At 64.2% G+C, this 13,354-nt stretch carries 13 protein-coding genes; 8 read left to right on the top strand and 5 right to left on the bottom strand.

The annotated features are described in order from the left end of the window. Positions 1 to 9 precede the first annotated feature (9 nt). The 5 genes from groL to VGH98_08480 all read left to right on the top strand — a co-directional run bounded on the left by groL (position 10) and on the right by VGH98_08480 (position 3,726). Entirely contained in the window at positions 10 to 1,635 is a 1,626-nt protein-coding gene (gene groL / locus VGH98_08500; GenBank protein ID HEY2375998.1) for a chaperonin GroEL, read from the top strand. Between the two features lie 40 nt (positions 1,636 to 1,675). After that, positions 1,676 to 2,254 carry a TetR family transcriptional regulator gene (locus VGH98_08495; protein ID HEY2375997.1) on the top strand — a complete coding sequence of 193 codons (579 nt, stop codon included), beginning with the start codon at positions 1,676 to 1,678 and terminating at the stop codon, positions 2,252 to 2,254. 192 nt (positions 2,255 to 2,446) lie between these two features. Further along, entirely contained in the window at positions 2,447 to 2,677 is a 231-nt protein-coding gene (locus VGH98_08490; GenBank protein ID HEY2375996.1) for a cold shock domain-containing protein, read from the top strand. A 34-nt stretch (positions 2,678 to 2,711) separates the two neighbouring features. Next, entirely contained in the window at positions 2,712 to 3,140 is a 429-nt protein-coding gene (locus VGH98_08485) for a hypothetical protein (protein ID HEY2375995.1), read from the top strand. A 151-nt stretch (positions 3,141 to 3,291) separates the two neighbouring features. Continuing rightward, positions 3,292 to 3,726: a hypothetical protein gene (locus tag VGH98_08480; protein ID HEY2375994.1), complete on the top strand. Its 435-nt coding sequence runs from the start codon at positions 3,292 to 3,294 to the stop codon at positions 3,724 to 3,726. A 179-nt stretch (positions 3,727 to 3,905) separates the two neighbouring features. Here VGH98_08480 and VGH98_08475 read toward each other — a convergent pair whose 3' ends face one another. Then, positions 3,906 to 4,502 (bottom strand): dihydrofolate reductase family protein, encoded by a 597-nt coding sequence (locus VGH98_08475; GenBank protein HEY2375993.1) that lies wholly within the window; start codon positions 4,500 to 4,502, stop codon positions 3,906 to 3,908. A gap of 227 nt (positions 4,503 to 4,729) precedes the next feature. Between VGH98_08475 and VGH98_08470 the strand changes: the two genes are divergently transcribed. The 3 genes from VGH98_08470 to VGH98_08460 all read left to right on the top strand — a co-directional run bounded on the left by VGH98_08470 (position 4,730) and on the right by VGH98_08460 (position 6,673). Then, positions 4,730 to 5,089: a DUF5674 family protein gene (locus tag VGH98_08470; GenBank protein HEY2375992.1), complete on the top strand. Its 360-nt coding sequence runs from the start codon at positions 4,730 to 4,732 to the stop codon at positions 5,087 to 5,089. Continuing rightward, positions 5,086 to 5,430, top strand: coding sequence for a hypothetical protein (locus tag VGH98_08465; protein HEY2375991.1), 345 nt, complete (start codon positions 5,086 to 5,088; stop codon positions 5,428 to 5,430). The genes VGH98_08470 and VGH98_08465 overlap by 4 nt, the downstream gene beginning before the upstream one ends. 187 nt (positions 5,431 to 5,617) lie before the next feature. Continuing rightward, complete coding sequence (locus VGH98_08460) at positions 5,618 to 6,673, top strand: hypothetical protein (protein HEY2375990.1); 1,056 nt, start codon at positions 5,618 to 5,620, stop codon at positions 6,671 to 6,673. Positions 6,674 to 6,696: 23 nt separating this feature from the next. Here VGH98_08460 and VGH98_08455 read toward each other — a convergent pair whose 3' ends face one another. The 4 genes from VGH98_08455 to rph all read right to left on the bottom strand — a co-directional run bounded on the left by VGH98_08455 (position 6,697) and on the right by rph (position 13,234). Then, positions 6,697 to 9,408 carry an ADOP family duplicated permease gene (locus VGH98_08455; protein ID HEY2375989.1) on the bottom strand — a complete coding sequence of 904 codons (2,712 nt, stop codon included), beginning with the start codon at positions 9,406 to 9,408 and terminating at the stop codon, positions 6,697 to 6,699. After that, positions 9,405 to 9,740 carry a PadR family transcriptional regulator gene (locus tag VGH98_08450; protein ID HEY2375988.1) on the bottom strand — a complete coding sequence of 112 codons (336 nt, stop codon included), beginning with the start codon at positions 9,738 to 9,740 and terminating at the stop codon, positions 9,405 to 9,407. The genes VGH98_08455 and VGH98_08450 overlap by 4 nt, the downstream gene beginning before the upstream one ends. A 96-nt stretch (positions 9,741 to 9,836) precedes the next feature. Then, a complete protein-coding gene (locus VGH98_08445) occupies positions 9,837 to 10,415 on the bottom strand; it encodes a cysteine peptidase family C39 domain-containing protein (GenBank protein HEY2375987.1) in 579 nt (192 codons plus the stop codon). A gap of 215 nt (positions 10,416 to 10,630) precedes the next feature. Then, positions 10,631 to 13,234, bottom strand: a complete 2,604-nt coding sequence (gene rph / locus VGH98_08440; GenBank protein ID HEY2375986.1) for a rifamycin-inactivating phosphotransferase — start codon at positions 13,232 to 13,234, stop codon at positions 10,631 to 10,633. Between the last annotated feature and the right edge of the window lie 120 nt (positions 13,235 to 13,354).

The raw sequence follows: 13,354 nt of genomic DNA, 5'->3' as shown, positions 1-13,354 counted from the left end.
GGACTCGTCATGCCCGCGAAAGACCTGCAATTCAATACGGACGCGCGCAGTGCGCTCAAGCGCGGCGTCGATAAACTAGCCGACACCGTGAAGGTGACCCTCGGCCCCAAAGGTCGGAACGTCGTCATCGATAAGAAGTTCGGTGCCCCGACCGTCACCAAGGACGGAGTGACTGTCGCGAAAGAGATCGAATTGTCAGACCCGCTCGAGAACATGGGCGCGCAGATGGTGAAGGAAGTCGCGACCAAGACGAGCGACAACGCCGGCGACGGCACCACCACTGCGACCGTTCTCGCCCAGGCGATCTTTCGCGAAGGCCTCAAGAACGTCACCGCCGGCGCGAACCCGATGGCCCTCAAGCGCGGCATCGAGCGCGCGGTCGCCACGGTCGTCGAGGAGCTGAAGAAGATCAGCGTCCCCACGGGTGGGAAGAAGGAGATCGCGCAAGTCGGCACCATCTCCGCGAACAATGATGCGGAAATTGGAAATCTGATCGCGGAAGCGATGGAGAAAGTCGGCAAGGACGGCGTCATCACGGTCGAGGAAGCGAAGGGTCTGGACACGACGCTCAAGACGGTCGACGGCATGCAGTTCGACCGCGGCTACGTCTCTCCATACTTCGTCACCGATCCGGCGAAGATGGAAGCGGTCCTCGAGGACGCCTTCATTCTCATCCACGATAAGAAAATTTCGTCGATGAAGGATCTCCTCCCCGTGCTCGAGAAGGTCGCGCAGCAGGGGCGTCCGTTGCTCATCATCGCCGAGGACATCGAGGGCGAAGCGCTCGCGACGCTCGTCGTCAACAAGCTCCGTGGCACGCTCCGCGTCTGCGCAGTGAAGGCGCCGGGCTTCGGCGATCGCCGTAAGGCGATGCTCCAGGACATCGCGATCCTCAGCGGAGCGAAGGTCGTCACCGAGGAAACAGGATTCAAACTCGAGAGCACCACCGTTGCGGATCTGGGTCAGTTCAAACGCATCGTCGTCGACAAGGACAACACCACGCTCATCGACGGTGTCGGCACGGAAGAGCAGATCAAAGGGCGCATCAAGGAGCTCAAGGCCGAGATCGAGAAGTCGACGTCGGATTACGACAAGGAGAAGTTGCAGGAGCGTCTCGCCAAACTCGCTGGCGGCGTTGCCGTCATCGACGTCGGTGCTGCGACCGAGAGTGAGATGAAGGAGAAGAAGGCGCGCGTCGAGGATGCACTCCACGCCACGCGTGCCGCGGTCGAGGAAGGAATCGTCGCGGGCGGCGGCGTCGCGTTTATTCGGGCGCAGCGGGTACTGAAGCATCTGAAGTTTCAGGATCCGGAAGAGCAGATCGGTGTCGAGATCGTGCGCCGTGCGATCGAGGAACCGATTCGCATGATCGTGCAGAATGCGGGCGGCGAGGCCTCGATCGTCGTCGAGCGCGTGCGCACGTCGAAGGACGATGCGTTCGGGTACAACGCGCTGACGGACACCTTCGAGAATCTCATTCAGGCGGGCGTTATCGATCCAACGAAAGTGACGCGCATGGCGCTCCAGAATGCGGCGTCGATTGCCGCGCTGCTGTTGACGACCGAATGCACGGTCGTCGAGCACACGGAGGAGAAAAGAGCCGCCGGCGGTGGCGGCATGGAGGGCATGTACTGACGCGGCGGCAACACATAGCGACGTAGTTACGAGAAGTCTCATGCCGGGTCAGAAGGCGCCAGAAGAGCACCGTCGGAAGGATATCCTGCGCGCCGCGTATGAAGTTGCGGTGCGACAGGGCATCGAAGCGCTGACGGTGCGCGGGGTCGCCGCGCGCGCTGACGTGAGCCACGGAACGGTCCTCTTCCACTTCAGCCGTCGCGATGCGCTGGTCGAGGCGTTGCTCGACCGAGTACTCGAGGCGACCACGGTGCTCCGGATCTCTGCCGGGGTCGCACGCCTAACGTCGCCGGCGGAGCGAATGCGCGCGCTCCTGGGTGCGGAGATGAAGCGTCTGTCGCGTGATCCGCGTCACTTTCGGCTCTTTCTCGAATACTGGGCGCTCGGAGTCCGCGATGCGATGATCCGGAGGAGAGTCGTCGGCGGTCTCGATGGCTATCGACGTGCGTTTCGCGTCGTCAGCGAGACGCTTGGGCCAGGAACTCGCGCGGATGGACTCGCCGCCGTCGCGGTGAGCCTGGTCCACGGGTGCGCGCTGCAGGCGGTGATCGACCCAAGGAACTTCAGCATTCGGCGGCACGTCGAGGCCGCGTCCGGGCTCGCGAACGGACTGGAATAACGGAACGGCGCGTGACGCTCACATGGCGCATGTCCGGATTCATAATATGCTAAACCCATCATTGCGGATTATCGTGTAGTGCACTACACTTCAATGCGACATACGCGCGCTCGTCGCGCGGCCGAGATACGAATGGGCCTGCCACCTCGCGTGTCGGGCTTTTCTTTTCTCGCGTCTCACTCGAGGAGTAGCATGCCGAGCAATGCGGCCGTACTGCCGCACGCAACGGGCACCGTTCGCTGGTTCGATTTGGCCAAGGGTCATGGCTTCGTCACGTGCGATGGCGGCGGTCCGGATTGCTTGCTCGACGAGTCCAGCATCTGCGCCGAGGATCTGCGGCTGATCGAAGAAGGGACTCGCCTTGCGTTCGAGGTGCTCGAAGGGCTCGGTGGGCCCCTCACCGTGAACGTCCGGCGCCTCTGAGCGGTCGCACTATAAAACCTAACGAGGAATCGAGATGAACATGCTCGTGTGGCTCGTGATGTTGCTCCTGCTGGGGCTCGTGACGGGTAAGATCGTTGGTGTGCTGACGGCGTTCACCCGCGGTCCCGCCGTCTACGATCTTCTCGCCGGCGGCCTCGGTGCGCTCACCGGCGGTGTGCTGCTGCGATCGATTGGTCCACTCAGCTTTCGGGCGCCGCTGCTGACGCTTCTGACCGGCGTAGCCACTGCGTTTCTGGCGACCTGGCTCACCCGAATCGCCACCTGGCCGCCGGAGCCCAAGCTGCAGCGACCGGAAGACGCGTCGCCGTATGCCGGTACCGAGCAGCGACGGCATGATGTGATGACCACGGGGGAAGCGACGATACTGCTGACGCAGGGACGCTTGGTCGCGCCACGGGCGACTGAGGCGGAACCGCTATCCCATCGTGCGGCGCCGGGGTGATTCGGCGCTTCGTGTCGCACCGGTCCGACCCTACCATCCTCTCTTACCGAGCGAGGCATTGATGAAGCGGCATATGGTTTGTCAACTCGCTGGATGGCTCTTCTTCGCCGCATGTGCGCGTTCGAACGACGTGGTCTCGCCACGACCTCCAATGGTAGAGCGGGCGACGTCGACGGCAGCAGAGCTCGATGGCGTGAACCCCAATTTCAATCTCGAGGCTATCCTCCGGCCAGCTGAAGGCGCCGACGGATTTGGCCATGTGAAGTTCCGACAAGCCAACGACGATGCGACCCGTATAGACCTCGGCGTTTGGGTGCGCGACCTCGCGCCGAACGCGCACTACCAGCTACAGCGCGCGGTGGACGGCGTGGTGGACGGCAACTGTACCAGTAGTGGCTGGCTCACCCTCGGAGAGGGCAACGCCCCACAGGACATTGTCACGGACGACCGCGGCACAGCGAAGCAGGACCTCTTTCGCGTGGTGACGAATCCGGTCGGCACATCGTTCGATATCCACTTCCGCGTCGTGACGACGGCTGGAGTGGCTGTGCTGACGAGCGACTGTTATCAGTACTATGTACGCTGAGTCGTTCCCAAGTTGTTGGAGTTCGTGAGCACACACCGCGTCATCGTGACGACTGAGCACTGATCTCGAAATCCCCTCTGCCGTCGTTAGGCGCACCGCCGAGACGGAATTGAGGTCGACGGGGTTGCTGCCCGCGCGGATTGCGCGTCCATTCGGGAAGCCGTCGCGCCGTACGACTACTACGCCTTGCGTACTGGGTAGCGCAGGTGTGTAACGCCGACGCCCGCGATCACCGTCGGGTTGCCAAGGACGCCTGGCGTGCCGGCGAGGTGCTCAAAGAGTCGAACTCCGGAGCCAAGAAGAACCGCCGCGATGTCGATGGAGAGTTCATCGAGTAGACCAGCATTCAGCAACTGCTGGATGGTGTCGGCGCCATGGACTCCAACGGACTTCCCGGCGGCAGCGGCTTTGGCTTGCTTCACGGCGCTTTCGATGCCGTCGGTCACGAAGTGCACAGTCGAGTTGGGTCGCGGCCATCCGGCGGGTATGTGGTGAGTAAGTACGAATGCCGGTCCCCAAGCGTGACTTCCGTTCCAGCCGTCGGCGACCTCGAACGTGCGTCGACCGGTGAGCACGGCCCCAAGTTCGGACCAGAGACCGCGAAGATGCTCGGCGCTCGGCGCGGACACCTTGAACGTCATGGGGTCCGACCCTCCGGTGTTGAATTCGACGTCCCCCGAGCTGAAGTACCAGTCGAACACTTCGGCCACGCCATCGTTGCGGTCGGCGACGTAGCCGTCGAGCGACATGGACATGAGTGCGACAACCTTCGACATTGCGATGTTCCTTTCGAGGGGTGGAGACTGCGTTCAGGGGATCACATCGACACGACGAACGAGGACTTCCAGAATCGACACTGCGTCGCATCGGATGCGGCGTTAGGCGACGGAAAGCTCCCAAGGCCGTCGAAGGCGAGATCCAGAAGCGAGACGTGAGTAGCGAGATCCGGCTTTTTCGAAGTCGCACGCGCGGCGGCACTCCCGCGGAGATAGTTTATGCGGGCATGAGTCCATCTGAAATGCGCATCATCCGCGAGCGCCTCACGCGCACTGAACTCGTTACGATGGCGCAAGCACGTTTTGGCGACATGGTCAAGGCCGTGGTCGACATCTCCCGTGGTGTAATGGCAGTGGGCGGCGAGCTGCATGCGGATGAAGAGGCGCTGCTGCTCGAGGATGGCTCGCGACAAGCGGACCTCTGGGGCATCAACTTGTACCCGAGCGAGTCCGGCCCAGACTGGATCGAATTCGACTCGATGATCAACGTCCGGCCGTCACAGAACAATCGCAGCCGAGATGTCGAACACGAGGCCACGCGTGCGGGCATTCGTCGCGTCGTCGAGACACTGGTGTCAGTGCAATGAGTGAGACGACGCCCATTCACGCCGCAACGGCGCAACGTTGGCATACGCTCACGCTGATGGAACAGCTGGCGAACGTAGGCAGTGAAGTCGAGCGCGCGATTCGCGCGCACGACTCGAACAATCGCGCACGCTTCGACGGCGCCTTGGCGCGCGCGCTCGAGTTGTTCGACCTCACCGCGACGGATGACCGGTGGCGCGGTCCACGACGGCGCGAGATTCTCCGCGGACGCGAAGAGTTCTGCCGGCTCTTCTTCGATGAGAAAGTTCCGCCTGACTCAGCGCGCGGTCTGCGGAGATACTTCCTCGCCTTCGCGACAGCTGCCCGCTACGCGCGCAGTTAGAAGCGTTCATCGCTGCTAGCGAATTAGTGAAAGACGCGTAGACTTTCGCTCTAGGCGCCCATTGCGACTTGGCTCAGTCATGTTCCTGATGTGGGTCCTTTCCTGCGCAGGGTCGCCAGCAGCGTCTGCGTGGCGGAGCTTCGTGTATCTGCAATAGTTTCGAGGACGTTCAATTTAGCCTCGCCGGGTGGCTTGCGATGAGTCACATCCCGACAACACTCGGGGTGACACAACGGTCACAATCGACGCCTTAACACTCGATATTCCGGGTTTAGCATCTCAAAATGACGGAACTGGAACTGTCACACTGCTCCTCCCGGACCTCCTCCGCACGCGCCGGGATAACGTTGTCCGACTCGATGATCAACGTCCGACCGTCAGCGAACAATCGCGGCCGAGCCCGCGGCTAGAGCATGTCACCGCGCTCTCGGACCAGATCCGATACGAGAATCTGATCAGCCCCGACGCGCTCGCGCTCGTGCGTTTCGGCCTTCGCGATGCGAACGATCCAAGGATACTCAACACGGTGCGCGTCATCGACGCATTGCTGTGCCGCCGCACGAAGACCGGGCCGACATGGTACCGTTACAACAACGACGGCTATGGCGAGCACGAAGACGGTTCACCCTTCGACGGCGTGGGGGTTGGCCGCGGCTGGCCGCTGCTTGCCGGCGAGCGCGCGCACTATGAGCTGGCACGTGGTCGCCCGGAGGCGGCTGTTCATCTGCTCGGCGTCATGCGCGCGCAGACGAGCGACGGCGGGATGCTCCCGGAACAGGTCTGGGACGGCGACGACTTGCCGGAGCGGGAGCTTCTCAATGGCCGTCCGAGCGGCAGCGCGATGCCACTCGTCTGGGCGCACGCTGAATACGTGAAACTGGTGCGTTCGCTTCGCGACGGCGTGGTCTTCGACATGCCGGACCAGCCCTACGAGCGATACGTCCGGCAGAAAATTACAGCGCGCCATGCCATCTGGTCCGCGGCCAACAAGACACGCGTCATGCGCGCAGGCCGCACGCTGCGCGTGCAGACAACCCGTGCCGCGATGGTGCATTGGTCGCGTGACGGGTGGAGCACTTGGCACGACACGACTGCCCGCGCCGCCGGTACACTCGGCGTATGGATAGCAGATCTCGACACGAGCGAGCTCTCGTCGGGCGCTGCAGTGGACTTCACGCTGTACTATCCCGAGGAGCAGCGATGGGAAGGCCAGGACTATCGCATCAACGTGGATATGACCTGAGACGGCGCGGAGTCTGGCTCTTCTCACTCGGCACGGAGTGCAATATTGGGATCGACCCTCGCCGCGCGACGCGCGGGGACATAGCTCGCCATGACCGCTACCGCGACCAACACGGCGCCAACGAACGCATACACCGCGGGGTCGCGCGCCGACTCCTGGAACAGGAGCGGCTTCAGCCAGCGCGCGCCCGAGAATGCGATCATCCCGCCGATCACGATTCCGGCGACGCCGAGCCGCAGCCCCTGGCCGACCACGAGTGCGACCACGTCACCCACCTGCCCGCCTAACGCGATCCGGACCCCCAACTCGTGCGTCCGCTGCACCACGTTGTACGCGATCACACTGTATAGCCCCACAGCCGCCAGCAGGAGCGCAAGCGCGCCGAATGCGACGAACATCGTGGCGCCGAGCTTCCACGAGCGCATCTGGCTGCCGATCACGTCAGCCAACGGAGTGACGGTGACATACGAGGCGCCGGGCATCAGCGGTTGCAGGCTGCGCCGGATTGCTTCCGCCTGCGCCGCCGCGTCGCCGTGCAGTCGCACGAACACGCCAGCCTGCTGCGGGAGGAACTGCGCCAAGGCGAGATAATAGTAATAGCCCTTGTCGTCGCTCAGACTCTCGTTCTTGATGTCCTCGGCAACGCCCACGACGTACGTGCAGAGCGCCTCCTTACCCGTTGTTGAGTAAGTTATGATGCGCACGCACTGCCCGATTGGATCCGCGCCTGGCCAGAGCACCTTCGCCATCGCCTCGCTCACGACCATCGCGCCGGGTGCATTCGCCACGTCCTGCTTGCCGATGCCGCGGCCGCGAAGGATGCGTGTGCCCATCGTCGCGAAGTAATCGGGGGTCACGGCATCGAGGTAGAACTCACCGAGGCGGTCCACGGAGTCGATCCCGGCGACGCGCAGGTTCACGCCGATGCCGTTGCGTCCGTCCAACGTCCTCCAGAACGGGATGCTGATGTGGAGCGCCGCGTGCTCGACGCCGGGCAGAGACTGCGCCCGGTCGAGGACTTGCTGGCGCAGCACGACCGCATGCGCGCTGTCGAGCTTCACACCGCGCATGTTGAGCTCTAGGGCGAGCACGGGATCCACGTCGTAGCCGAGGCGCAGGTCGCGCGCGTGCCACAGACTGCGCACGAAGAGGCCGGCGCCGACGAGCAGCACCACGGAGAGCGCGCCCTGCACGACGAGCAGCACGGCACGCGTGCGCGAGCCATGATGCGTGCCCGTTCCTTCCCGCGCGCCCGCCTTGAGGTCGTGCGCGAGATCCGCGCGACGGCTCTGCCACACCGGCGCGAGCCCGGTGAGCAGGCCCGCGATCAGTGCCGCGGCTCCCGCGACGATGAGCGTACGCGGATCCCCGATCACGGTCGTCGACGAGTCGTTAGGCAGGAAGGACGAGCGGAGCAACGCACCGCCCCATTGCGCCACGACCAGCCCCGCCGCGCCGCCGAGCAATCCCAGCAACAGACTCTCGGTGAGTAGCTGCGCGATCAGACGGGCGCGGCTCACGCCGAGCGCAAGACGAACCGCGATCTCGCGGCGCCGGCGCAGCGCGCCCGCGAGCAGCAGGTTGGCGACGTTCGCGCAGGCGATCAGCAGGACGACGACCGCCATCGCGGCGACCAGAGCCGCAACCTTCCCGACCTTGCTCTCGTTAGGCCCACGCTCGGCGAGAACCGACGCGACGATCGTGCGCGGGCGCGCAAGCTTGATGGGCGGAATGTCCGGGCTGATGTCTCGCTGCACCGCGTAGCTGCGCCGGTACGCGTTGTTCAGATCAGCGTTTGCCTCGGCGACGGCCACCCCCGGTTTCCGCTCGGCGATCATCTGCGCGAAGTTCCAGTGGTACGTCTGCCACCACTCGTCGCCCGGGCTGCCCTGGAATCCCGAGCTCGCGGCGTACGTGCTGATGGGGATGTATGCCGCTGCCGGCTGCGTCGGCGAGAGACCCGCGAATCCTGCCGGGGCGACGCCGATTACGGTATAGATAGTCGGACCGATCTGGAACGACGCGCCGAGTGCGTCCGACCGTCCGCCGAAGCGAACCTCCCAGAGCACGTGGCTGAGAACGACGACGGGCGTTCCAGTCGGTGCTGCATCCTCGCGCGCGGTGAAATAGCGGCCGAGTGCAGGTGCGGCGTCGAAGAAACCAAAGAAGCTCGCGCTCACGGCTGCCACCGGCATCTCGCGCGCCTCGTCACCCACACCGACGGCGAGCGTCTGCGTGGTGAACGCCGCCGTTCGCACGAAGGACGTTGTCGAACGCGTGAAATCCAGATAGCGCGCGTACGCCATTCCCGGCCATACGCCTTCCCGCCCGCGATCGCTTTGCGCGACATAGATGCGATTGGTCAGCGCCGGATGAGCGAGCATCGGCGGCGGCCGGAAGAGCAGCCGGTCGACGATCGAGAAGATCGCGGCGTTCGCGCCGATGCCGAGAGCCAGCGTGAGCACGACCGCGAGGGTGAAGCCGGGCCTGGCACGCAGACCGCGCGCCGCGTAGCGAAGATCCTGTAGCACGTCGTCGACCCAGCCCAGGCTCCACAGGTCGCGGGCGCGCTCCTTGTGAGACGTGGCGTTGCCTAACGCCAGCCTCGCCAGCCCTGGGGGCTGGTCGCGCTCCAGCATGGCCTGGTGAAAGCGCAGCTCCTCATCGAGCTCCGACGTGAGCCGCTCGCGACGCAGACGGTCGCGGAGGCGGTTCCATGCTTCGGTCAGATTCACGTGGCGCCTCGCAATACGCGCCGGATGGCCACGACGATTTCGTCGAAGCCCGCCTCTTGCTCGCCGATCTGCTCGCGGCCTTTTGCGGTAATGGTGTAGTAGCGCGCCCGCTGGTTGTTAGGCGTTTGCCCCCATTCGGCATTGAGCCATCTGCGCTGGCGCAGGCGCTGGAGGGCCGGATAGAGTGAGCCTTCGTCCACCTGGAGCACATCGCGCGAGAGGCGCTTGATGTGCTGTGCGATGCCGTACCCGTGCATCGGAGACGCGCTGATGGTCTTGAGGATCAGCAGGTCCAGGGTGCCGGGCAGCAGGTCGCGTTTGCTCGAGGACATAGACTATCTATGTCTTGCATCGCTGTTCCTGTCAAGACGGACTTTGCCGTTGACCGTGCCCGGACACCCAGCATTCAGCTCGTTATGCCACCCGTCCTAGGTTAGAACGATGGCCTCGTCGAACTCGCCCGTCAGGCCGTACGGGGTGATGTACGAGATGCTGCCCACTGGCGTCGTGTTGACCACCCCTTCGTGGCCGGGGTCGAGAATGCAATACTTCTTGTTGCTGGTACCATGAACGACGATGAAGTGGCCGCCGCCTTGGGGCCACGAAACGCCGGCAATCACCGGCTTCCCCGACGCCGCCGCGTCCTTGATCTTTACCGCCGCCCCGGATCGATGGAGCGTCGACGCGACCCCGAAATTCTTGAGGATGTTCACGAGATTCGCCGCGCCGGTGCCGGCTTCGGACCCTTTTCCAGCCATCAGCACGGCCGCGAGACCGGCTTGTCGCCGATCGGTGACCTTTGCGCCGGCATCCTTCGGACTGGGGCGGTACTCTGCTCCGCCAACGGCCTGCGACGTCGCTCGCAGAGTCGCGAGATCCACGAAGCGCGCCTTCGACATGGCGATCACCATTCCTGCACATGCCTCCCCGCACTCGTCGGTTTTGGATTGAACGCATACGACGTGAACATGCCCACAATCCAGACGGTACGTCGAGTATTCGGACATCGCTGCCTCCCCGGGCGGGAGCTGCGACCCCGCCCTCTCCGACGGGGTCAGTGTCGCTCGCCTCAGTGTTGGTGTACTAGCACGACAGCTGGAGAGAGCACCACGATAGCATCGACGACGCGTGATCGCTAGTGAGCGCGGACCAACCTCTTCGTTACAGCGGCGTTAGGCGCGCGCAACGCAGGACTCGTCAGGCACATTGCAAGGCTGGCCCGCTAGGTCAGGATCTCGACGTATCCGTCCGTTCCATGCACGCGGATACGCTGGCCATCCCGGATCAGCCGAGTGGCATGCTCCACCCCGACGACGGCGGGCAAGCCGTACTCCCGTGCGATCACCGCGCCATGCGTCATCAAGCCGCCGACCTCCGTCACGAGGCCCTCGATCGCGACGAACAGAGGCGTCCAGCTCGGGTCCGTGTACGCGGTGACGAGGATGTCACCCGCTTCGAGACTGGCCTCCGCCATGTCGAGGATGACGCGAGCCCGACCCTCGATGGTTCCGGCGGAAACCGGCAGGCCGACCAACGCGCCGGCCGGCATGTCCTCGCGTCGGTACGACCCGGCGACGGCCTCGCCATCCGACGTCAGCACACGGGGTGGCGTGAGTGTTTTGTAAGTCTTGAACTCGTCTTTGCGCTGGTGAATGAGCCGATGATCAACCTGCTTCGTGCGCACGACGTCCTGGAGCTCCTGGAACCTGAGATAGAACAGGTCCTCCTTCTCAGCCAGCACGCCGGCCTGCACGAGACGCTCGGCTTCCTTCAACAAGGCCTGCTTGTAAACGAAGTAGCGGCTGACCATGCCGTATTTCGGATATTCGCGATAGCCGCTGAAGGTCCGGACTCGGTCGATCATCCGCTCGGCTTCTGCGGACTTCTCGTCGCCGTTAGGCAACGCGCGCAGGCGTTCGAGCAGGTCGTGTTTCTTTCTCGACGCCTCCTGTAGCCCCTGCTCGAAGCGCCGCTTGGCGGCGCCCGGCTCGAACTGGGTGATGTTGCCGAGGATCAATGGCAGGAGCGTGGTGGGACGCTCGCTCCAACGCGGCCTCGTTATATCAATTTCGCCGACGCCGCGCATGCCGTACTTGTCGAGCCATGCCTGGATGGCGTCTCGCGCTTCGCGACCGCTCGCGAGCCTGGGCAGCTCGTTGAGAAACTTGTCATCGTCGACGTGACGGAGAAAGGCCACCACGTCCGGGTGCGGGCGGATCACGTCGGCAACGTCGAGGAGCGCGAGCCCCATCTCCGACGTGACGTTGTGCGGGACGGATTGCGTGAGCGTGTCGGCGGCGTTCTTCTCGCCCAGCCACGTCTGCATCTTGTCGTTCAACCACCACGTGGCCTCCATCCCCGCCATGATCACCGGCATGCTCCGCGGATTGAACTGGACCCGTTTCATCTCCTGAATGTCCGCAAGGATGAAGTCGAGCAGCGCGGCTCCGGCCTTCGTTCGGATGTCACGTTCCATGGCGGCGATCGACGCCTGGCTCTCTTCGATCAGTTCGGTGACGATGGCGGGATCGGTCGCGACGGAACTGGCTCCGGCGGCGCCCGGCAGCGCCCACGGGGCGTCCTCGTTAGGCCGCGACCGAATGAAGTCGCCGCGGTCGATGACGCTCTGCAACGCGTCACCGATCAGCGGATCGGATTTCCCCAGGGCCGCCAGCAGACTTGCGCGGCTTGCCGGCGAAGCCAGAAGCTGAGTGACGTCGACGAACAGCCGCCCGCCGGCTTCGGCCATCGGCTTGGGCGTCGTCATCTGCCAGAAGGAGAGGCCGAGTGGTTTCATCGGGTCGGTCATCATCTGCTGATGACCGACGGAGACGTAGACGTGATTCTCTTGGTCGCCCGCTGCGGGGATCGGGAACAGCGTCGTGATCGGCCGGCTCTGAACGATGTGAAAATCCTCATCGACGAGACACCATTCGATGTCCTGAGGACGGCCGAAGTGCGCTTCGATCCGCCGGCCCAACTGCGCGAGCCGCACGACCTGCGCGTCAGTCAGCGCAGGCTGCTGCTGCCGCTCCGGCTCGATTGTCTGCTGCTGCGTGCCGCCGTTAGGCAATGCGTTGATCGCAAGCTGCTTCGTGGCGACCGTCCTGGCGACGATCTCGCCGTCCCGCACCTTGTAGACGTCTGCGTTCACCAGGCCCGAGACCAGAGCCTCGCCGAGTCCGAAGCTGGCCTCCACGGAGGCGACCTTTCGGTTCGATGTGACGGGATCGGCGGTGAAGAGGATGCCGGCTGCATGCGGGAAAACCATCCGCTGCACGACCACGGCCATGCTGACCTGGCGATGGTCGAAGCCGTTTCGCAGACGATACGTCACGGCGCGCTCGGTGAAGAGCGAGGCCCAGCACCGGCTGACGTGCCGAAGGATCGCCGCGGCGCCGATGACGTTCAGATACGTGTCCTGCTGGCCCGCGAACGAGGCCGTCGGTAGATCCTCCGCCGTCGCGCTGGATCGGACGGCGGAGGCTTCTCGCTCGCCGAGTCGAACGAGCGCCTGTGTGATCGCCGCCGCCAGATCGTTAGGCACGGCGACTCCTTCGACGATCTCGCGAACTTCCAGGCTGAGCGCGCGAATGGCGTCGCGGTCGTCCGGCTCCAGGCGCGAGAGCTCGTCGAGGCGATGCGCGACCGACGGCGCTTCGGCCATGATGCGCTGGAAGGCGTTCGTCGTCACGCAAAAGCCAGCCGGCACGCAGACGCCTTCGATGTGCGACAGCTCCCCCAGGTGCGCACCCTTGCCGCCAACGAGTGCGACCTGCGTCTGGTCGATGTCCCGGAAATCCAACACGTAGCCGCCCATCCGCATGTCGCTCCCCCCCGCCGCTGAAGATTCTAGAAGGGAGCGACTTTACAACACGACCCGCGGCTTGCCGCAAGCCCCCGGGTGAGCTACAACTTATGAGTGGGAGGAGACGCGCGTCCTCAG

The organism is Gemmatimonadaceae bacterium (genome assembly GCA_036496605.1).
GTDB lineage: Bacteria > Gemmatimonadota > Gemmatimonadetes > Gemmatimonadales > Gemmatimonadaceae > AG2.
This window is presented reverse-complemented; position numbering and strand designations above follow the sequence as displayed.

Bases quoted from the DNA above. Each gene is read 5' to 3' on its own strand.
- groL (HEY2375998.1), top strand. From the start codon at position 10: ATGCCCGCGAAAGACCTGCAATTCAATACGGACGCGCGCAGTGCGCTC.
- VGH98_08495 (HEY2375997.1), top strand. From the start codon at position 1,676: ATGCCGGGTCAGAAGGCGCCAGAAGAGCACCGTCGGAAGGATATCCTG.
- VGH98_08490 (HEY2375996.1), top strand. From the start codon at position 2,447: ATGCCGAGCAATGCGGCCGTACTGCCGCACGCAACGGGCACCGTTCGC.
- VGH98_08485 (HEY2375995.1), top strand. From the start codon at position 2,712: ATGAACATGCTCGTGTGGCTCGTGATGTTGCTCCTGCTGGGGCTCGTG.
- VGH98_08480 (HEY2375994.1), top strand. From the start codon at position 3,292: ATGGTAGAGCGGGCGACGTCGACGGCAGCAGAGCTCGATGGCGTGAAC.
- VGH98_08475 (HEY2375993.1), bottom strand. From the start codon at position 4,502: ATGTCGAAGGTTGTCGCACTCATGTCCATGTCGCTCGACGGCTACGTC.
- VGH98_08470 (HEY2375992.1), top strand. From the start codon at position 4,730: ATGAGTCCATCTGAAATGCGCATCATCCGCGAGCGCCTCACGCGCACT.
- VGH98_08465 (HEY2375991.1), top strand. From the start codon at position 5,086: ATGAGTGAGACGACGCCCATTCACGCCGCAACGGCGCAACGTTGGCAT.
- VGH98_08450 (HEY2375988.1), bottom strand. From the start codon at position 9,740: ATGTCCTCGAGCAAACGCGACCTGCTGCCCGGCACCCTGGACCTGCTG.
- VGH98_08445 (HEY2375987.1), bottom strand. From the start codon at position 10,415: ATGTCCGAATACTCGACGTACCGTCTGGATTGTGGGCATGTTCACGTC.
- rph (HEY2375986.1), bottom strand. From the start codon at position 13,234: ATGCGGATGGGCGGCTACGTGTTGGATTTCCGGGACATCGACCAGACG.